Annotated in this window: 15 protein-coding genes, 2 pseudogenes and 1 other annotated feature; of the genes and pseudogenes, 7 read left to right on the forward strand and 10 right to left on the reverse strand. The window is 41.9% G+C overall.

Annotated features, from left to right (window positions below; genetic code table 11):
- Positions 1–14 precede the first annotated feature (14 nt).
- The 4 genes and pseudogenes from trpCF to ABWP91_RS00875 form a co-directional block, all read right to left on the reverse strand.
- Positions 15–1,391 (reverse strand): bifunctional indole-3-glycerol-phosphate synthase TrpC/phosphoribosylanthranilate isomerase TrpF, encoded by a 1,377-nt coding sequence (gene trpCF / locus ABWP91_RS00860; protein ID WP_353241574.1) that lies wholly within the window; start codon positions 1,389–1,391, stop codon positions 15–17.
- Between the two features lies 1 nt (position 1,392).
- Positions 1,393–2,385: pseudogene (gene trpD / locus ABWP91_RS00865) on the reverse strand (anthranilate phosphoribosyltransferase); the annotation flags it as partial.
- 67 nt (positions 2,386–2,452) lie between these two features.
- Positions 2,453–3,026 (reverse strand): annotated as a pseudogene (locus tag ABWP91_RS00870) (glutamine amidotransferase-related protein); the annotation flags it as partial.
- Entirely contained in the window at positions 3,026–4,600 is a 1,575-nt protein-coding gene (locus tag ABWP91_RS00875; protein WP_353241577.1) for an anthranilate synthase component 1, read from the reverse strand. The gene ABWP91_RS00875 and the pseudogene ABWP91_RS00870, both read right to left, overlap by 1 nt.
- 26 nt (positions 4,601–4,626) lie before the next feature.
- Positions 4,627–4,729: a sequence feature (Trp leader region), on the reverse strand.
- A 141-nt stretch (positions 4,730–4,870) separates the two neighbouring features.
- Between ABWP91_RS00875 and rnm the strand changes: the two genes are divergently transcribed.
- The 4 genes from rnm to aphA all read left to right on the forward strand — a co-directional run bounded on the left by rnm (position 4,871) and on the right by aphA (position 8,694).
- A complete protein-coding gene (rnm, locus tag ABWP91_RS00880) occupies positions 4,871–5,767 on the forward strand; it encodes an RNase RNM (protein WP_353241578.1) in 897 nt (298 codons plus the stop codon).
- Positions 5,768–5,915: 148 nt separating this feature from the next.
- A complete protein-coding gene (locus ABWP91_RS00885) occupies positions 5,916–6,536 on the forward strand; it encodes an L-threonylcarbamoyladenylate synthase (RefSeq protein WP_353241579.1) in 621 nt (206 codons plus the stop codon).
- 165 nt (positions 6,537–6,701) lie between these two features.
- Positions 6,702–7,619 carry a 23S rRNA pseudouridine(2605) synthase RluB gene (gene rluB / locus ABWP91_RS00890; protein ID WP_353241580.1) on the forward strand — a complete coding sequence of 306 codons (918 nt, stop codon included), beginning with the start codon at positions 6,702–6,704 and terminating at the stop codon, positions 7,617–7,619.
- 361 nt (positions 7,620–7,980) lie between these two features.
- Entirely contained in the window at positions 7,981–8,694 is a 714-nt protein-coding gene (aphA, locus tag ABWP91_RS00895) for an acid phosphatase AphA (protein ID WP_353241581.1), read from the forward strand.
- Between the two features lie 60 nt (positions 8,695–8,754).
- Here aphA and ABWP91_RS00900 read toward each other — a convergent pair whose 3' ends face one another.
- From ABWP91_RS00900 to ABWP91_RS00910, 3 genes are all read right to left on the reverse strand, one after another.
- Entirely contained in the window at positions 8,755–10,902 is a 2,148-nt protein-coding gene (locus ABWP91_RS00900) for a two-partner secretion domain-containing protein (protein ID WP_353241582.1), read from the reverse strand.
- Between the two features lie 455 nt (positions 10,903–11,357).
- Positions 11,358–11,948: a cob(I)yrinic acid a,c-diamide adenosyltransferase gene (gene cobO, locus ABWP91_RS00905; protein ID WP_353241583.1), complete on the reverse strand. Its 591-nt coding sequence runs from the start codon at positions 11,946–11,948 to the stop codon at positions 11,358–11,360.
- A gap of 6 nt (positions 11,949–11,954) precedes the next feature.
- Complete coding sequence (locus ABWP91_RS00910; RefSeq protein ID WP_353241584.1) at positions 11,955–12,719, reverse strand: YciK family oxidoreductase; 765 nt, start codon at positions 12,717–12,719, stop codon at positions 11,955–11,957.
- 178 nt (positions 12,720–12,897) lie between these two features.
- On the opposite strand from ABWP91_RS00910, the gene sohB reads away from it, so the two are divergent.
- Positions 12,898–13,944, forward strand: coding sequence for a protease SohB (gene sohB / locus ABWP91_RS00915; protein WP_353241585.1), 1,047 nt, complete (start codon positions 12,898–12,900; stop codon positions 13,942–13,944).
- A 92-nt stretch (positions 13,945–14,036) separates the two neighbouring features.
- Here sohB and ABWP91_RS00920 read toward each other — a convergent pair whose 3' ends face one another.
- The gene (locus ABWP91_RS00920) at positions 14,037–14,294 is read right to left on the reverse strand and encodes a DUF2498 family protein (protein WP_353241586.1); all 258 of its coding nucleotides are present in this window, start codon (positions 14,292–14,294) and stop codon (positions 14,037–14,039) included.
- A gap of 290 nt (positions 14,295–14,584) precedes the next feature.
- On the opposite strand from ABWP91_RS00920, the gene topA reads away from it, so the two are divergent.
- Positions 14,585–17,191 (forward strand): type I DNA topoisomerase, encoded by a 2,607-nt coding sequence (gene topA / locus ABWP91_RS00925; protein WP_353241587.1) that lies wholly within the window; start codon positions 14,585–14,587, stop codon positions 17,189–17,191.
- A gap of 70 nt (positions 17,192–17,261) precedes the next feature.
- Here topA and ABWP91_RS00930 read toward each other — a convergent pair whose 3' ends face one another.
- Positions 17,262–18,107, reverse strand: a complete 846-nt coding sequence (locus ABWP91_RS00930) for a phosphatidylinositol-specific phospholipase C domain-containing protein (RefSeq protein ID WP_353241588.1) — start codon at positions 18,105–18,107, stop codon at positions 17,262–17,264.
- A 77-nt stretch (positions 18,108–18,184) separates the two neighbouring features.
- On the reverse strand, positions 18,185–19,537 hold the full coding sequence (locus tag ABWP91_RS00935) for an MFS transporter (protein WP_353241589.1): 1,353 nt from the start codon (positions 19,535–19,537) through the stop codon (positions 18,185–18,187).
- Positions 19,538–20,054: 517 nt separating this feature from the next.
- Here ABWP91_RS00935 and sodC point away from each other — a divergent pair.
- Positions 20,055–20,579, forward strand: coding sequence for a superoxide dismutase [Cu-Zn] SodC (gene sodC / locus ABWP91_RS00940; RefSeq protein WP_353241590.1), 525 nt, complete (start codon positions 20,055–20,057; stop codon positions 20,577–20,579).
- Positions 20,580–20,733: the final 154 nt, after the last annotated feature.

The raw sequence follows: 20,733 nt of genomic DNA on the forward strand, positions 1-20,733 counted from the left end.
CTTATCTTTTCACTTTATTGGACTGTAGATTCAGCCTGTAACGTTGATAACACTAACTTAATTTTTTGCTCACTCTTAATGCCTGGTTCAATTTCGACACCAGAGTTAAAATCGAGGCCATTGCACAGCAATTTAGCGGCTTGAAGGCAGTTTTGAGGATTTAATCCGCCCGCTATCATTAGTTTTTGTTTTGCTGTTGTTGGAATCGCTGACCAATCGAAGCTTTTCCCCGTTCCACCTTGGCCGTTATCAAGTAACAGCACATCGATGCCTTGAGTCTCATATTCAGCGAGGTTAGTTTGCGACATATCCAGCGCTTTCCATACCTCACAATAACTTGGTAGGTGGGTGCGAATTTCCTGAATATATTGCAGATCTTCATTGCCGTGTAATTGCACGGCTGACAGAGCTAACTTTTTCGCAATGTGGGCGACAAAATCGACGGATTGGTTACGGAATACGCCAACATATTTTAATGGTGCCGAATGAACGATACGCTCAGCCTGTGACAGCGTCACTTTTCGGGGGGAAGATTCAGCAAAGATCAACCCGCCAAAACAAGCGCCGGCTTCAAAAGCTGTTTTGGCATCTTGCTCACGCGTTAAACCACACACTTTATGTTCACCAACCAGCAATTTTTGTAACGCTTTTGTGAGATCGTCTTGTTCCATCAACGCGCTACCAATCAAAAAACCGTTAGCATATTGGCTAAGGGATTGAATATGCTGATGTAAATGAATGCCAGACTCACTGATAACAATGGTTTCTGGCGCTAAACGCGGCGCTAATTCCCGAGTGCGATTTAAATCAATGGATAAATCGCGTAAGTCACGGTTATTAATTCCCACCACTTTAGATTTTAATTTGATGGCGCGTTCTAGCTCTTCTTCATTGCTCACTTCGGTTAATACCCCCATATTTAATTGGTGGGCAACATCCGCTAAAGCAACATATTCTTCATCATTTAATACCGATAACATCAATAAGATAGCATCGGCCTGATAATGGCGAGCAAGGTAAATTTGGTATGGGTCGATAATAAAATCTTTGCATAAAACAGGTTGCTTAACGGTATTACTGACAATCGTTAGGTATTCCATATTACCCTGAAAATATTTTTCGTCAGTGAGAACCGAAATCGCAGATGCATAGGGTGCATAGGTTTTTGCAATCACTTCAGGGTCGAAATCTTCACGAATTAACCCTTTTGATGGAGACGCCTTTTTACATTCCAAAATAAAGACAGGGCGTTTAGCGCTTAAAGCCTCATAAAAACGACGTTGGCTTGGCTGTAATGTGGAAAAAAAGCTGTTTAAGGGTTGTTTTGCTTTGCGTTCAACAAGGTAAACGGCTTTATCATCAACAATTTTCTGTAATACTGTCGCTTTCATTTTATGGGTTCCTTGCTGCGAGCGCAGTGACTCGGCCGAATGATTTACCACTGCGAATAATCGCAAGCGCGTGTTCGCTATTTTGTTTTAAATCTTCATGACCATTAATTCGCATTAACATTGCCACATTAGCCGCAACCGCAGCTTCGTGAGCAGCTTTACCATGGCCTTGTAGTAACTGAGTCAATAGAACACGATTTTCATCCGGTGTGCCACCTTCTAAATCGCGTAATTGATAAGGCGTTAAGCCAAAATCATCAGCCGTTAATTGGTAATGATATAGCACACCGTCTTTTAATTCAGCAACTTGGGTTGTAGCATGAAGTGAAACTTCATCCATCCCTCCACTGTGTACCACAGCTGCACGAGTAAAACCAAGCATATCTAGAGTTTCTGCCACCGGTTTGACGAGTGATTCTTGATAAACACCAATTAACGCGATAGGTGGGCGAGCTGGGTTGATCAACGGCCCAAGGACGTTAAATAATGTCCGTGTTTTCAGTTGTGAGCGAACAGGTGCGGCATGGCGAAAACCACTGTGGTACTGCGGTGCGAATAAAAAACACACACCTAAATCGTCTAAGGTATCGCGAGCACTCTGGGCGCTTAAATCCAGCGCGATACCAAAAGCGGCTAATAAATCTGATGACCCAGAGCGGCTGGATACGCTGCGGTTACCATGCTTAGCGACTTTAATTCCAGCTTCAGCAGCAACAAATGCGCTCGCTGTTGAGATATTAATACTGTTTGCACCATCACCACCGGTACCCACGATATCACTGAACTGATAGTCAGGGCGCGGGAATGGCTGAGCATTTTCTAAGCAGGCAAGGGCAGCACCTGCAATTTCTTGTGGTTGTTCACCGCGCATTTTCATGCTGATGAGTACGGCAGCAAGTTGTGGCTCAGTTAATTCACCTTGAATAATGGCATTAAATAAATACTGGCTTTCTTGTTGTGTCAGTGGCTGCGCTTTGAATAATTTATCATAAATGTTTTGCATAATTGGCTCTCTATATCCCGTTAGTGCGAATGAGTAGTGGTGCTTGCATTGGGTGTAGAAAGAGCCCACGCCACGGTGTTTTCTAACAACTGTTTACCTAGCGTTGTTAAAATAGATTCAGGGTGAAATTGGAACCCACATACTCTGTCTTGCTCATTTCGCACGGCCATGACCATTCCGTTGGATTGCGCATTAATTATCAGTGTTTCAGGAATTTGGCTCCCGACTAAAGAGTGGTAACGCGCGACTGAAACGGGGTTTTCGAGATCAGCAAACATCGCTTGCCCGTCATGGGTGGCGAGGGATGCCTTACCATGTAGAATTTCACCTGCGGAAGAAACAACCCCACCGTATGCTTCAACAATGGCTTGATGACCTAAGCAAATCCCAATCACAGGAATTTTGCCGATAACCTGTTTTAAAACGTCAGGCATAGAGCCTGCTTCGCTCGGTTTTCCAGGTCCTGGTGATAATACTAAAATCGGCGAGCTCATCTGGTTTAATACGGATAAAATATGTTCTGAGCTCACGGTATTACGGTAAATAACCACTTGGTGGCCACTCGCCCGCAGCTGATCGACCAAGTTGTAAGTGAAAGAATCCACATTATCGAGCAGTAAGATATTCGCCATTAGAATAACTCCTTCACTTGGTGGGCTTGGGCAATTGCGCGGATCACTGCGCGGGCTTTATTGCGTGTTTCATCGGCTTCTGCTTGAGGCGATGAATCCAATACGACACCACCACCTGCTTGTACAGTCGCAATGCCGTTTTCGACATATGCAGAACGGATGACGATACAGGTATCGAAATCACCTCTGCCGTTGAAATAACCCACCGCACCACCATAGGAGCCACGACGCTGTTGTTCATATTGCGCAATTAATTGCATGGCTTTCACTTTTGGTGCTCCCGTTAATGTGCCCATATTCATACAGGCTTGATAAGCATGAAAAACGTCTAAATCGTGGCGCAGCGTCCCGACGACATGGGAAACTAAATGCATCACAAAGGAATAACGATCCACCTTGGTTAAGTCTGCGACGTAGCGACTACCTGCCTCACAGATACGGGCGAGGTCATTGCGAGCAAGGTCAACTAGCATGATGTGCTCAGCGAGCTCTTTCACATCGGTACGCATTGAAAGTTCGATACGGCTGTCTAAATCGAGGTCGATATCGCCTTGAGTATTACGACCGCGAGGGCGAGTACCAGCGATAGGGTAAATTTCCACTTTTCGGTCGCTGGTGGCATATTTTAATGCACTTTCTGGCGATGCACCAAACAGCGTAAAATCCTGATCTTGCATATAAAACATATAAGGGCTTGGGTTTTGCGCCTTAAGTTTTTGATACGCAATCAGCGGGTGTGAACATGGCATAGTGAATTTACGAGATGGCACCACTTGGAAGATATCCCCACAATAAATCGCTTCTTTTAGAGAGGTGACAATGGCGCAATATTCTTGGTCATTTTTGCTCAAGGTAACTTGGAAGTTTGGTTCACTTTGCAAAGGCAGCGCAGGTAAAAATGGGCGGCAAGATGCAATAATTTCATTGTGACGATGTTTAACCACATCCAGCGTTTGCTCGTCTTGGCTGAAAACACAGCTTTTAATACGAGCAGCTTGGTTTTGATGGTCGATCACTAAATAGTGTTCTGCCACAAAGAAACAGTAGTCAGGGCACTGATTGACCGCCTTAACGTCAGGAATAGATTCAAAGTTGGCCACGAGGTCATAGGCAAACAACCCACCCACAAATACTGTTTCTGGCTTCGTAGAATAAGTTTGCGCTAAGGCAGGTAATGCACGTAACACGTCTAAGCATGATGCTGCTTTTAAACGATTATCTTCATCTAAAGCCGCGTTAGGTTGTTCAAAAGTGACAACCAATAACGTGGTTTCAATCGTGTGGGTGGATATCAATCCAGAAAGCTGTTCTAACATCAAGGGTAATAAGGCTTGGCCGTTTAATGTTAACGCTTCAACTTCGACGCGTTGGCCAAAAGCGCGAATACGCAGTGCGCTATTAACAATTAATAAACTTTGCAAGTTAGCTTTATTGTTGATTTCTGCAGACTCCAACAACATCGTTGACGGAACCGCATGGCATAAGTGGTTGAATAACAGTGTAGGATCTGGTTGGTAGTTAATTGGGCTATCCAGATACGTAAAATGTGCTAATGTGGTGTTTTGTTTGTTCATTTTGTTGCCTTAAGCTAATTTTAGACATTAAAAAACCCGCCGTATGAAGGGCGGGTTTGGCACTGAGGCATGATTTAACTATGCACGTGCGGCTTCCGCCCAATTTGGGAAGTCACGCCACCAACGATTTGTTAAGTTAATTAAAGCCATAGTGCGCCTCACTGGATAAACTGAATAATTTTGGCTACAAGCCATCTTGCGTACTAGTAAACTGGATCACCTTGAAAGTGTCAAGTACTTTGTTAATTTTTTAGGAAAAAATAGCTATTTATGGAAATTGGAGACGATATCACCTTGCAACCTGCGTCTACACCGTTACTGACTCGCTACGACTTACATAGCCATACGACCGCTTCTGATGGGGAGTTAACGCCAGAGGCGTTAATTGAGCGTGCGATTGAAAGAGGTGTCAACGTATTAGCTATCACTGATCACGATACGTGTGAGGGTTTGCTGCAAGCGAGGCAATATTTACGCGATAACGAAAAGCCGATTGAGCTGGTTAATGGTGTTGAGATTTCAACACTATGGGAAAACATTGAAATCCATATTGTGGGTTTAAACTTTTCCCCTGAACATCCAGCCATGCTTGCGTTACTTGCTGAGCAATCAGCGCTGCGTGAAGAGCGTGGTATTGAGATGGGGCGGCGCTTGCAAAAAGCAGGTATTGAAGACGCATGGGAAAACGCTCGAAGCATATCAGGTGGTGGGCAGGTGACACGTGCTCATTTTGCGCAATATATCGTGAAAATCGGCAAAGAAAAAACTATCAATAATGTATTTAAACGCTATTTATCTAAAGGCAAAACCGGTTATGTGCCTGCAACATGGTGCAGTATTGAGGCTGCCATTGAGGCTGTCCACGCCGCTGGTGGCGTGGCAGTGTTAGCACACCCGTCTAAATACCAGCTTTCAAACAAATGGTTAAAACGTGTCATTGCCTATTTCAAAGAACATGGAGGCGATGCGATGGAAGTTTCCCACTGTCAGCAACCGCCGAATGAAAAACAATATTTAGCGGAATTGGCAAAAGTCGCCGATTTGCGAACATCTGTTGGATCTGACTTTCACCGTCCTTGTTCTTGGATTGAATTGGGTCGAAACCTGTGGTTACCAAATGACGACCAAGCGGTTTGGACATTGTGGGATGAGGTAAAAAACAGCTAATTCGTTGATGTATTAGCAGGTCGGTGTAAAATAATAGGATACAGAGAGTGATTAGCTTAAAACTAACCATTCCATTGAACAAAGAGATAGTGCCATTTTTAGGTGTTTTGCCGGGTGATGCTGTCGATACCAAATTGTTGAGGTATATATGAGCCAGTTTTTTTATGTCCATCCGGATAACCCGCAAGCTCGGTTAATCAGCCAAAGTGTTGAGATCCTAAATAAAGGCGGTGTGGTGGTTTATCCTACAGATTCAGGGTATGCCATCGGCTGTCGTTTAGAAGAAAAAGACGCATTGCAGCGAATTTGCCGTATCCGCCAGTTAGATGCTAACCACAATTTTACGTTAATGTGCCGTGATCTTTCTGAGCTTTCTAACTATGCACACGTGGATAATACGGTATTTCGTTTAATTAAGAATAATACCCCAGGTAATTACACGTTTATCTTAAAAGCGACCAAAGAAGTGCCTCGCCGTTTGATGAATGAAAAACGTAAAACAATCGGTTTGCGTGTCCCATCAAACCCGATTGCACGAGACCTATTGGAAGCCGTTGGTGAGCCACTGATGTCAACGAGTTTGATTATGCCAGGTGATGATTTTACTCAGTCGGATCCAGAAGAAATTCGTGATTTATTAGATAAACAAGTGGACTTAGTGATCCACGGTGGCTATATCGGCCAGAAACCGACCACAGTCATTGATTTCACTGATGACACGCCTGTTGTTGCACGTGTTGGCACTGGCGATCCATCGCCATTTGAATAAAACAGGCCGTTTAGGCATCGAAAGTGCGATAACGTGATAAATGGTAGGGGTTCAGGGGAAACCTGTGTATAATGCGCGGGTTTTCAAATTCATGACTTTTTGCACACGTTTTTGTACTTGGCAGAAAGTTATTTGACGCCTGTGAAGGCGACAGTAGAGGGTTACATGAGCGCTAAACCGCAAAATACAGAGAAATTACAAAAAATCCTTGCTCGTTCTGGGCATGGTTCACGTCGTGAAATCGAAACCTTCCTGCAAGCAGGTCGGATCAGCGTAGACGGTAAAATCGCCACATTGGGTGACCGTGTCGAAGTCAAAGCATCAACCAAAATTCGCTTAGATGGCCGTTTATTGGCTATCAAAGAAGCTGAAAAAGAAATTTGCCGTGTAATGGCCTATTACAAGCCTGAAGGTGAGTTGTGTACTCGTCACGACCCTGAAGGGCGCCCAACGGTCTTTACGCGTTTGCCAAAATTGACAGGGGCAAGATGGATTGCTGTTGGTCGTCTTGATGTGAATACCAGTGGATTGCTGTTATTTACCACTGACGGTGAGTTAGCGAACCGTTTAATGCACCCAAGCCGTGAAGTTGAGCGTGAATACGCAGTACGTATTTTTGGTGAAGTTAACGATGCTAAAATCCGTCAGTTGACTCAAGGTGTTCAACTTGAAGATGGCCCAGCATCCTTTAAAACTGTCTCTTACCGCGGCGGTGAAGGGATAAACCAATGGTTCAATGTTACTTTGACAGAAGGGCGTAACCGTGAGGTTCGTCGTTTATGGGAGTCGGTTGGTGTACAAGTTAGCCGTTTGATCCGTGTGCGTTACGGTGACATCGATTTACCAAAAGGATTACCGCGTGGTGGATGGACTGAGTTAGGTTTAGAGCAAACTAACTACCTGCGTGAATTAGTTGAATTGCCAGTTGAAACCGAAAGTAAAGTGGCAGTTGAGCGTGACCAACGTAGAATCAAAGCGAACCAAATTCGTCGAGCGGTGAAACGTCACACGCAAGTGGCTTCACGCCCTGCATCTAAGCGCCAATCTTCAGGCCCGACGGCGAAGCGCCGTACACGCATCTAATTTACTGCGTTGTAATTTGTCATTATTTAAGAAGCGATGGTATAACTCCATCGCTTTTTTTTATCTCTAAAAATAATGAGTTACCTTTTGTGTTTATGCGTAAATTGCTGGCTCAGTTCACAGAATCACGATGCCTGCCTGTAATAGATAATTAAAATGAGACGTGTATCTCATTTTAATGTAACAAAAAAACTTAACATCAAGCCCAGTGTGAGATTTAACTCACATAATTGCTGCAAAACGTACTTATAAACTCCTGAACACTATAAGCAGCAACGTCTATTACTTACACGTATAAATGTGGTTTATCCAAATAAATAAAGAATGGTTTTTACGTGGATAAACTCGATAAGGATAAAAGATGAAAAAAATAACACTGACGCTGAGTGCGGTTGCATTAGCTTTAACGTTTACGGCAACATCTCAAGCCAAAATTCCAATGCCAGAAACCGTCAGCCCGGGCGTTACTGTTGTTGAACTAGCACAACAGCAACCTGTTCATTGGGTTTCTATTGAACAAATTAAGCAAAGCCTAGAAGGCAAAGCGCCAATGGCCGTTGGTTTTGATATCGACGATACAGTGTTATTTTCTAGCCCTGGGTTTTACCGTGGTAAAATTGAGTTCTCCCCAAATGATTTCAGCTATCTGAAAAATCAACAGTTTTGGGAAAAAATGAATAATGAGTGGGACAAATTCAGTATGCCAAAACAAGTGGGTATTGATTTAGTCAAAATGCACTTAGACCGTGGTGATACCGTTTATTTCATTACAGGGCGTACTAAGACGAAAACTGAAACTGTCACTAAATATGTTCAAGAAGGTTTAGCTATCCCTGCGGATAAAATGCAACCAGTTATTTTTGCTGGCGATGAACCAGGTCAAAATAATAAAGTCAGTTGGATGCGTGACCATAAACTGACCATTTATTATGGTGATGCAGATGCGGATATTGCAGCGGCTCATGAGCTAGGCATTCGTGGCGTTCGTATTTTACGTGCAGCAAACTCATCTTACCAGCCGCTGCCAAAAGCAGGGCGTTTTGGTGAAGAAGTGGTGATTAATTCAGAATTTTAATTAAGTTTTGAATATGGAAAAGGCGACTTAAGTGTCGCCTTTTTAATACAAAAATAAGTATTAGTTATTTACAATTGCATCAATAACAACACGGTTACCTGTGATAGTTCCTGTTGTACCACTTGTCACAATTGGGCTCGTGACTTTCGTTGTACCGTTAGAACTGATGGTTCCAGACTGGTTATTCACACGATTTTTTGAATTAATTGTCATATTTTTGCCAGCAACCATTTTTCCTGCATAGTTTTCTAGCGTACCCACATCTACTTTTTGGCTATTGATACCTGTGATTTGGCCATAGTTATTATTCAGTGATGCTTTTAATTTAATATCAACATCATTACGTGCAGCTGCATTGTTGTTCACGTTAGCGGCAATTGAACCATATACGTTATAAAGGTTATCACCTTTAATTTTGATGGTGCCGTCATTGGTTTGTAAACCGCCATTTTGATCTGTTAAGCCAAACTGAGCGTTGACGTTTTTAAAATCACCACTGTAGTTATTGTTTAAATGGCTAGTTTCAATATCAAGGTTATTTTCTACATTGATTAAACCCGCTTGGTTATCAATGGTGTGTGCAGTTACTGTTAAGTTTTTACCTTTGATATACCCGGAGCGGTTACTCAGCGTATTGGTTTTGATTTCCGTTTTACCGTTATCAGAAACAATTGAGCCTGAGTTAGTCAGTTGGTTGGCATTGATGTTCATTAATCGACCACTGTGGATCTTAGATGATGCATCATTGGTTAGAGTCATGGATGCATCAATATCCATACGGCCATTAATTGCATTCAGTTCGGAGTTTGATTGCGTTAAATACATGGTATTCACGTCAGCGCGACGCTGCGCCACAATCTTACTGTTTGCCATATTTTCAATTGAATTTTGTACGTTTAAGGTAACATCACGGCCCGCAGTAATATTGGAGTTTTCATTCACTATACGAACGGCATCAATCGTGACATCTTGGCCTGCAACAAAGCCTTTCGATGGGTTATTTGGATTACCCGTATTGTCGCGGTTATAAATTACATTGGTGGAGTGAACGTTGAGATTACCTTTGGCCGCTCTAAATGTCCCATTATCATTGATGATGGTATCAGATAAGGTGGTCACATTTTGTTGGGCTCCAATGGTTCCACTGTTATTAGATAGTGTTCCTAATGTGGTTAAATTCACATCGTTATTCAAGGATGAAATGCGTCCTCGGTCATTATTTATTGCACCAGTACCTGCGGCTTGAATGTTAACGCTTTTTTCTGCCGAAATCGTACCGCTATTTGTTAACCCAGCCGCATTAATTGTGAGGGTATTTGCTGAATTAATATTACCGTTAATATTATTGACAGTTCCAGCACTATTAATCGTCATGGCACCATTACGTGAAACGATATCGCCAGCGTTAGAAACACCCACGCCAGTTTCAGTTGCTGTCAACGAAATTTTATTCGCATACATGCCACCTAATGCAGAAACATCAATACCGATACTGGGTTTTGCTCCAATAGCAGTTGTCGTGCCCACAACATTGCCAGCAGCATTCACTCGGTTATTCCCTGCAACAATATTTAAACGTTGGGCGTTTACAGCACCGTTGATTGCAACAGAGCGTGCAATGATGTCAGTAGGTGAGTTGGCATTGAAGCTACCATTGATGGCTATTTGTCCTTGTTGCACATTGTAGTCATTGACTAATCCATTGCCATCTAAGGAAACTTTACCTGTGGTTAATGTGGCGCGATTGGTATTAATAAACCCGCAATTATTACAGGTGATACCAGATGCATTCGCGACAATAACTTGTGCTTTACCGCCAGCGACTTCAATCATACCGTTTAAGGTTGTTGCTGTATTTGAGTTAACCTCATTTAAGATCACTTTAGCGCGTTTACCTGCAACGTTCCCATTACCGCCAATTTTGCCGCCTAGCGTAGTATTAGAAAGCCCAGCACTGTTATTTAAAATAACGCCTTTTTGGTCGACATCAAATTGGCTATAAATATTGTGAGATACACCATTTTCAGAAGGTCGATTAATATAAACAACAGTTGGGCCATTTCCTTGGACCATAACACCGGCACCATTTGTTGGGGTAATTGCGGCTTGAGCAATTGTTGTTGAGCCGATAATCATTGATACACACAGAAATAAAGGTTTGAACTTCAATGTGGGTACATTGAAGTTATTAATTGAAACGTTTTGCATATATATCCCTTAAATTAAAATAGACAATATCTAAGATAACTATCAATCCATTATTGCAATTTAATTATGCAGAAATATAAATTTAAATAAATTTAATAATATTAACATGAGTCCAAATGTTATTGGATGTTGAATAATGTCTGAATACGAATAAAGCTAGAGTAAATGTGTGGAGTATTAATTAAACTCAATTAAATCAATTAATTATTTTATTGTTGACATTGCGATTTACAGTGAATTCACTCAAGTGGTAACACGTAGTAATTTATATTAAAGAGAAGAGATCTAGGCATAAACGTTAGGAAAACTGATGATGTAATTAATTTTATAAAATAATTTATATAATTTAACACTGAAATCGGAATAAATGTGAATTATAAAATTTATCATGCGAAAATGGTAAACTTAGCAATCGCTTTATTTAAGCTTATTATTGCTAAGTTAATTTTAATCGCTTACCAATCAATGCCTTTTTGCGCTTTAATTCCAACATCAAACGCATGTTTGATAGGGCGCATTTCAGTGACTGTATCCGCTAAATCAATTAAATCACGGTGGCATCCTCTACCAGTAATAATAACCGATTGATTGGTTGGGCGGCTCTGTAATGCTTGCATAACCTCGTCTAGCCCAAGGTAGTGATAGCTAAGCATATAGGTTAGCTCATCTAACACAACCAAATCATATTGAGGATCACTTAGCAGCCGCTTGGCATGATGCCAGGTTTCAAGACAGGCAAGGGTGTCGGTTTCTTTATTTTGCGTTTCCCACGTAAAACCCGTGGACATGACAAAAAAAGGTGCGCCGAGTGGTTCTAAGAGTTCCCGTTCACCGTTATCCCAGCCCCCTTTAATGAATTGAACCACCGCGGCTTTTTTACCATGGCCGATGGCGCGACAGACGGTACCAAATGCGGCGGTGGTTTTACCTTTACCATTGCCAGTGAAGACAATGATAATCCCGCGTTCAATTTGGGCTGCTTCAATACGCGCATCCACTTTTTCTTTTAAGCGTTGTTGGCGTTCTTCATGCCGGCTTTGTGACATAGTCGATTACTCCGCTGCGCCCGGTTTACGACCCGGCTGTGCATCATAGCTGCTTCCTGTTTTTCGGATACTGTCATCGCCCATTAAGTAAACATAAATCGGCATAATATCCGCAGGGGTTTTGAGTTTTTGTGGGTCTTCTTCAGGGAATGCACTAGCACGCATACTGGTTCGAGTGCCTCCCGGATTAATGCAGTTTACGCGCAAATGGCTATTTTTATATTCTTCAGCAAGTACTTGCATTAGGCCTTCTGTCGCGAATTTAGAGACAGCGTAAGCTCCCCAACCCGTGCGACCTTGTTTTCCAACACTTGAACTGGTGAAAACTAATGACGCATTTGGCGCTTTCAATAATAAAGGGAGTAGGGATTGCGTGAGCATAAAGGTCGCATTCACGTTGATTTGCATGACATCATGCCAAAGCTGGGTTGGTTGTTCTGAAATTGGTGCGATAACGCCAAGGATCCCCGCATTGTGCAAAACACCATCTAGATAAGGGGCACTCTTAGATATTTGCGTCGCTAATGATTGGCAATTTTCTTCGGTTGCCGTTAATAAATCCAAAACATAGCATGGGGATTTTTTGCCAGAAATCGCGGTGATTTCAAGGCTGACGGTATCTAATTTATGTTGTGTTCTTCCGACAAGGATCAATGATGCACCGAATCGGGCATAGGTCAGGGCGGCTTCACGACCTATGCCATCACCTGCGCCAGTGATGAGTATCGTTTTGCCTTTCAATAGGTCTTGTCTAGGCTGATATTGAAGCATATTCTTTCCTATATTTGTGAAGTAAATGTAACAGTATCATCGCACTGATTCGAGTTTTTGGCTAATCTAACATAGATATCTACGTAGTTTATGGCGTCAAATACGTTTTTTTCTGGTTGTTTAGCCATAATCGTGAGATTATTTTTGCGTTGAAGATAAATATCAGAAGGATCATGTTGTGGAGTATTTCTCTTTGTATGGATTATTTTTAGCAAAAGTTGTCACTATCGTGGTGGCGATTATTTTGCTAGCTGTTTTTGTTTTTGGTGTAGGCATGCGTCGTCAAGGTGCTAAAGGTTCACTAAAACTCACTGATTTAGGTGAAAATTATCGTGAACGTCAACGTCAAATGCAGCAAGTAAAAATGAATGAATCTGAGCACAAAGCTTGGCTCAAGGCATTCAAAAAGCAGCAAAAAGCAAAATCAAAAAGTGAGAAATCTGGGGCAAAACTTGGGCAAACTTCCGTTAAAAAGCCTTGTTTATATGTCTTAGACTTTAAAGGTAGTATGGATGCGCGTGAAGTTGCGTCTTTAAGAGAAGAAATCAGTGCAGTTCTAGCGGTTGCTGATACGCAAGATGAAGTTTTACTTCGTTTGGAAAGCCCAGGTGGCATGGTTCATGGTTATGGGCTTGCTGCATCACAGTTACGTCGCTTAAAAGAAAAAAATATTCCGCTCACGGTTGCGGTTGATAAAGTGGCTGCAAGTGGTGGCTATATGATGGCTTGTATTGCGGATAAAATTATTGCTGCACCATTTTCGATTATCGGCTCAATAGGGGTTGTGGCACAAATCCCCAACATTCATCGACTATTAAAGAAACACGATGTGGATGTTGAACTTCATACCGCGGGTGAATATAAAAGAACGCTTACCTTGTTAGGTGAAAATACCGAGCAAGGCCGTAAAAAGTTTGTAGAAGACTTAAATTCAACGCATGATCTTTTCAAACAGTTTGTTCACCAAAATCGGCCTTCATTAGATATTGATAAGGTTGCAACGGGTGAATACTGGTATGGGGCACAGGCGCTGGAAAAAGGGCTAGTGGATAGCATTGGCGTGAGTGATGACATTATTATTGATGCCATTGACACGAAAGAAATTGTCAGTGTTCGTTATGTTCTAAGTAAAAAAATGATGGACAAAGTTATGGGCAGTGCCGCAAACAGTGTCGATAACCTTTTATTACGTTGGTGGCAGCGTGGTCAAAAACCAATGTTATAAATGAATAGTCGCCTCGCAAATATTCTGTTTTAATTCTACTATTAATTACCGGCACAAAGGCCGGTAATTTTTTATCAATTATTGAAGATCAATTAGTTATTTTCACGTAATTGGTATTGTTCAGACAGAACATGCGCAAGATGTTTGTACATATTAAAAGCAGCGGTACTTTTTAATGTTGGGATACCATTTTCATCGAGAAAAAACTCCCCTTTAAAAACCAAAGTGCCACGATGCTGCTCGACGGTGTCGACAAACATCCCGTGAATATATTCATCATGTTTCTTTATGATATCGTTAGCTTTTTCAAGTAACTCTGTTTTTGTAATGTACTGAAGATTGTCTTGCATAATAGGGCTCCCTTGAAAAAATAATTGGTTGCTTCTAGCATTTTATCAGGTAGAGTGTGTGGTTTTCAATTATGGCTTAATGCCTTTATATGGTTAAAATCAGTCAGCTAGAAGACTTTTATAGCTTGTAGAATAACGTGACTGAGATTATAAGTTTTGTTTCAACACAAATAATTGATTGAAAATATATTGATATATTGTGATTGTATCGCAATATAAAAAAACAGATTCTCATTTTGCGCATTTTTATGTAAAAGTGCGTCATAGTTGATATTTAGGTAAAGGTAAATATGGGTAAAGCTCTTGTTATCGTGGAGTCCCCGGCAAAAGCCAAGACAATTAACAAGTATCTTGGCAGTGGCTACGTTGTAAAAAGCAGCGTCGGCCATATTCGTGATCTGCCGAAAAGCGGCTCTGGTTCACAAACCGGCTCACAAAAGAGTACAGGCTCATCTACCGAGAAAACAAAGAAAGTTAAAAAAGACCCACGTGATGCATTAGTGAATCGCATGGGTATCGACCCTTATCACGGTTGGAAGGCGAATTATCAAATTCTACCGGGTAAGGAAAAGGTGGTTTCGGAGCTTAAATCTTTGGCTGCGGATGCCGATCATATCTATCTCGCAACGGACTTGGACCGCGAGGGAGAAGCGATCGCATGGCATTTGCGTGAAGTGATTGGCGGTGATGATTCGCGTTTTAGTCGTGTAGTGTTTAACGAAATCACGAAAAATGCCATCACCCAAGCATTTGATAGTCCTGGTGAGCTAAATATTGACCGGGTTAACGCCCAGCAAGCGCGTCGCTTTATGGACCGTGTTGTGGGGTATATGGTATCCCCATTATTGTGGAAAAAAGTGGCGAGAGGTTTGTCTGCGGGACGTGTTCAATCTGTTGCCGTAAAACTAATTGTCGAGCGCGAACGAGAAATCAAAGCGTTTGTTCCTGAAGAATATTGGGAATTGCATGCAGATTTAGCAGACAAAGACATTGCTAATTTACGCATGGAAGTGACATCACAAGCCGGTAAATCGTTCAAGCCTGTCAATAAGGCGCAAACGACTGCGGCAGTGAAGCTACTTGAAAAAGCGCGCTTTGAGGTCATTGACCGCGAAGATAGACCAACATCAAGTAAACCAAGTGCACCTTATATCACTTCAACATTGCAACAAGCGGCAAGTACACGTTTAGGTTTTGGAGTGAAGAAAACCATGATGATGGCTCAGCGTCTATATGAAGCGGGTTACATCACGTATATGCGTACTGACTCAACGAACTTGAGCCAAGATGCGTTAGACATGGTTCGCGGCTATATTAATGACAATTTTGGGGCGAAATACCTGCCGAAAGATGTCAATGTATATAGCAGTAAAGATAACTCTCAAGAGGCCCATGAGGCCATCCGTCCTTCTAGTGTTGATGTCTTACCTGATTCACTAAAAGATATGGAAAATGACGCAAAACGATTGTACCAATTAATTTGGAACCAGTTTGTTGCGTGTCAGATGACGCCTGCGAAATATGACTCGACGACCTTAACCGTGAAAGCGGGAGACTTTGAACTGAAAGCCAAAGGGCGCACGTTGCGTTTCGATGGTTGGACGAAAGTGATGCCTGCGCTGCGCAAAAACGATGAAGATAAGACCTTGCCACCGATCCAAGTAGGCACGGAGTTATCATTAATCGAATTATTGCCAAGTCAGCACTTTACTAAGCCGCCAGCGCGTTTTAGTGAAGCGTCACTGGTTAAAGAACTCGAAAAACGTGGCATTGGCCGTCCTTCAACTTATGCAGCCATTATTTCGACTATCCAAGATAGAGGGTATGTCAAAGTTGAAAATCGCCGTTTCTATGCAGAAAAAATGGGTGAAATCGTTACAGATCGTCTAGAAGAAAACTTCAACGACTTGATGAACTACGATTTTACTGCACGAATGGAAAACCAACTCGACCATGTCGCAAACCATGATGCCGAGTGGAAAGCGGTTCTCGATGAATTCTTCTCTGATTTTAGTACCCAACTTGATGTTGCGGAAAAAGACCCTGAAGAAGGTGGGATGCGCACCAATCCAATGGTTATTACTTCAATAACCTGTCCTGATTGTGAGCGCCATATGGGTATCCGTACGGCATCTACAGGGGTATTCTTGGGTTGTAGCGGCTATGCATTACCACCGAAAGAACGCTGTAAGAAAACCATCAATCTGATCCCTGAAGATGAAGTACTTAACGTACTGGAAGGGGATGATGCGGAAACTAACGCGCTGAGAGCGAAACGTCGTTGCCCGAAATGTGGTACAGCGATGGATAGCTACTTGATTGATAACCAACGTAAATTACATGTATGTGGTAATAACCCTGCGTGTGAAGGTTATGAGATCGAAGAAGGCGAATTCCGTATTAAGGGTTATGATGGCCCTGTCATTGAATGTGACAAATGTGGCTCTGAAATGCACCTGAAAATGGGGCGTTTTGGTAAATACATGGGTTGCACCAATGAAGAGTGTAAAAACACACGTAAGATCTTAAGAAGTGGCGAAGTTGCGCCACCGAAAGAAGATCCCGTTCCGCTACCTGAATTACCGTGTGAAAAATCTGACGCTTACTTTGTATTGCGTGATGGTGCAGCTGGGGTGTTCCTTGCAGCCAATACCTTCCCGAAATCCAGAGAAACACGTGCGCCATTAGTGGCTGAGTTACAACGCTTTAAGGATAGACTACCTGAAAAGCTTGCTTATTTAGCTGAAGCGCCAGCGGAAGACGGTGAAGGTAACCCGACCGTCGTTCGTTTTAGCCGTAAAACTAAGCAACAATATGTTTCTTCGGAAAAAGACGGTAAAGCAACAGGTTGGAGCGCTTTTTACGTAGATGGTAAGTGGGAAGTGAAAGAGAAGTAATTCGTTAAGGTTACTTTTTAGATTAAAAATAGAAATGCCAATCAATTATTGATTGGCATTTTTTTATGTATTAAGCAGATTGTAATTGATTCAGTTTAATCGTTTTCTTTGCTAAATCTTTATCAATAAAATCAAAAATTAAGATGCCTTTTGGCGTGGGCTGATCTAACGTAGTTAATTCATCGCGAATAATCGGGTTAATGATATCTGCATACGCCATGGGGCTGCCCAGCTGACCATTCGTCGCACTGATATGATTGAGTCTGAGTTGCTGCCTATTGATATCATCATCACTATGAATCAACGCCAAGATGTCATCAATTTTTTCCTGAACCTCAGGACCATTCCAGTTATCTTGCAATGAAATTAGGGGGTTTTGGTGCCAATTATGTGCCCAACGAGTGCCATTCCCTAACGTTGAAACATGTAACTCAGGAGGCGCACATTCAATTACTAAAATTTTACCCCTTAGTTGCTTTACGCATGGCCACTTGAATGTGTTTTCATCAATTTGTTCAGGTAACAAAAGGTGTTTTAGGTAAGGCTCAATAAATGGGATAAGAGCCTGTTTATAGGCATCAAAATCATCTTTTTTCTCATTGGCATTTTGAATGCGTAAAATAACAAATTCAGTGGGGTGTGTCTCAAGGAAAGAAATAAAGCAGTGAAGAAGGTCTTTTGCCATGATGTCACTATGCCATTCACGGTGCGCAATATTCAGGTTGCGAGTTAGTCTTAAGTCAAAAAAACGAACGCCGCAGCTAAGCTGCTCAGCGAGCGATAATGTCTGGGTTTGATAATAGGGCTGATCACAGGTTGATGTGATGGCATCGTGAGTCCCTGGGATCAATAAATCCGTTATGGATAATTCATCCGCAACATATTTGAGCCAATCAATATCATTATTATTTTGCATAGTGCTTACCTAGTCCATTTCCTAAATAGACAGTGAGCCGTTATTGTAACGGCTCATGTCATTATAATATCAATGTGTTATTGCGCTTTTTTCATTTTGATCACGGTCCAAGATAGTAAAGCGGCGATTAGCGTTAAGACAGATAACCCAATAAAAACATGACCAATAATATTTGTTGGTGTGAGAATTTCTTTGACGACTTGCCCTTGTTCATTTAATTGTGGGCTAAAAATGATTTTACCTAAAATTAATGGTGCCAGTAGTGCAGGGAGGTAGCCAATTGTGATAGCCAAAGACATTGCTGCAGAAGCATGCTTTTTATCAATCCCAAACTCACCGATTGGGGCATAGTAGACGCCTCGGATCATAAAGCAGCATGCAGAGGCACATAACATTAGGATCATTATGGAGTTACGAACCGCTGGGCTAATGATATTGTCAGGTGCTTGACCCGCCATAAACTCCGTGATTGAGGCGGGGTTCATGTAGAACAAAATACCAATAGCGGCGAGTAAAATCACCAGAACAAACGACATGAAACGCATAAAATGGGCGGTAGATTTAAACGCTAAAGTGACCAGCAATGTGGATAATAACGGTAACATTCGCAGCGCAATTACCACGGATACAAATACCGCAGCGACGGTTGCGGATGCACCATAGCCTGCTTGTAAGAAACGGGCAAAGTAAGTGCCAGCTGCCACAAAGGTGCCGTAAATACAAAAAACGTTAAGGCCAGTTACCCAAACAATCGGCAACTTAATGACTTTTAATACACCAAGCAGGGCTTCTTTTACTGAGCTTACGGTATCCGCATCTTCACTGACTCGGGCATCTTTCGGTACAGCCAAGAAAATGAGTATCGCAGTAGCGAGCACAATAATCGATGACGTGATCATCATGGTGCGGCTACTGGCTTCGTAGTAAACCATAGCAGCCCATAATAGACTCATCAAAAATGCCAATAAACCACGACCAAACTCAAACATACCAAAAGCAACGCCTTGGTGTTCTTTGGTGGTTGATAAGCTGACGGCTTTAAAGTTGGCGGGTTTAAATAATACTTCGCTGAGTAATAACATAGAGAAAAAGCACAATAATAAAGTTGGCATGCTTAAACCTGGCGAGTTTAAGGCGATGAAGAGAGAAATAAAGCCAACGCCGAGTGTAGTGATTAACATAATCATACGGACTTTAAACCTGTCACCGACCCAACCGAGTGCCAGTGTGCCCAGTAAAATAACTAATCCTTGCATTGAATAGAGTTGGCCTGCTTGTGCGTCAGAAATTCCCATTGCAACAGGGAAGCCAAGAGGTAAGGAATTACGTAAATCCCAAAAGGCGTATAGCAGTTGGGCATTTGCGGTAATAAAAATAAGCTGAATAATGGTGTGTGCTGAAAAACCAAATTTTTTGGCAAGAGTATTCATAATCTATTTTCCACTTATTATAAAAGTTTAAGAAAACATAGTGTTATTTTTTGATAGCTCGTTTTATTTGTAAGGCACAACTCTTCTTTTTTATTTAAGTTGCTTTTAATTTGGTGGGGTTTTATGAAATTTTTGTTTCCTATTTATTTCATGTGAAATGAATAATCTGAAATGTAGGCGAAATAAAAATAATATACTGTGATCGTTTTCACAGCATGTTAACATTTTTTATCAAAGGGTTATTTTACGTAAATATACTGAAATAAAATTTTTACTATAAAGTCATATTGACACAATTGTTTCTACTAGCGGTGTGGTGAAGAATAATATGGCACTCCTGATTGTGATATAACCACCATTTCTTAACTAAAGCTAAATGCAGCACCAAAGTGATAACAAATTTATGTTAGTTTAAGTACAGTTGTTGACACTAATCTAGCAACAGTAACAGTTCTTGCTTTGATTAACTTAAGGTAAGTCGATGGAATGATTATAAATGTTATCTACTGGAGGCAATATGAAGTTAAAAATGTGTTTACTCGCCGCTTTACTGACTGCGGGCACAGCTTATGCGGCTCAATCCACAGTGGTATTAAAAGAAGCAACGCCAACCGGTGAAGGTAAAACAATTGGTGAGGTGGTTATATCTGAAACTGAGTATGGATTACTGTTCACACCAAAACTTTCAGGTTTACAATCCGGTATTCATGGTTTCCATATTCACGAAAATCCAAGCTGTGAGCCAGGGGAAAAAGACGGTAAACCCGTTCCGGCACTTAAAGCTGGCGGGCATTTAGACCCAGCAAAAACAGGTGTCCACAAAGGGCCATATGATAATTCAGGGCACTTGGGGGATTTACCGGGTCTGGTTGCCGATAGCCAAGGTAATGCTGATTATGCGGTTTTAGCGCCACGCTTAAAAACATTGAAAGATGTGCAAGACCGCGCGCTAATGGTGCATGTGGGTGGCGATAATTATTCAGATAATCCAGAAGCGTTAGGTGGTGGTGGGGCTAGGATGGCCTGTGGCGTCATCAAATAACTTTGCTCGTCATATTTTACGCTGTGGCGTTGTTGGCTGCGCTTGCTAACCCTAGTCACATACTGGTGTATGCTCCTAGGGCTTAGCTTCACTTGCCGCCTAGCCACAACGCAAACTATTTAGAGCAAGGTCTAAACTGTTAAGGGGAAGTCCT

It is taken from the genome of Providencia sp., from assembly GCF_040396775.1.
In the GTDB taxonomy this organism is placed as follows: domain Bacteria; phylum Pseudomonadota; class Gammaproteobacteria; order Enterobacterales; family Enterobacteriaceae; genus Providencia.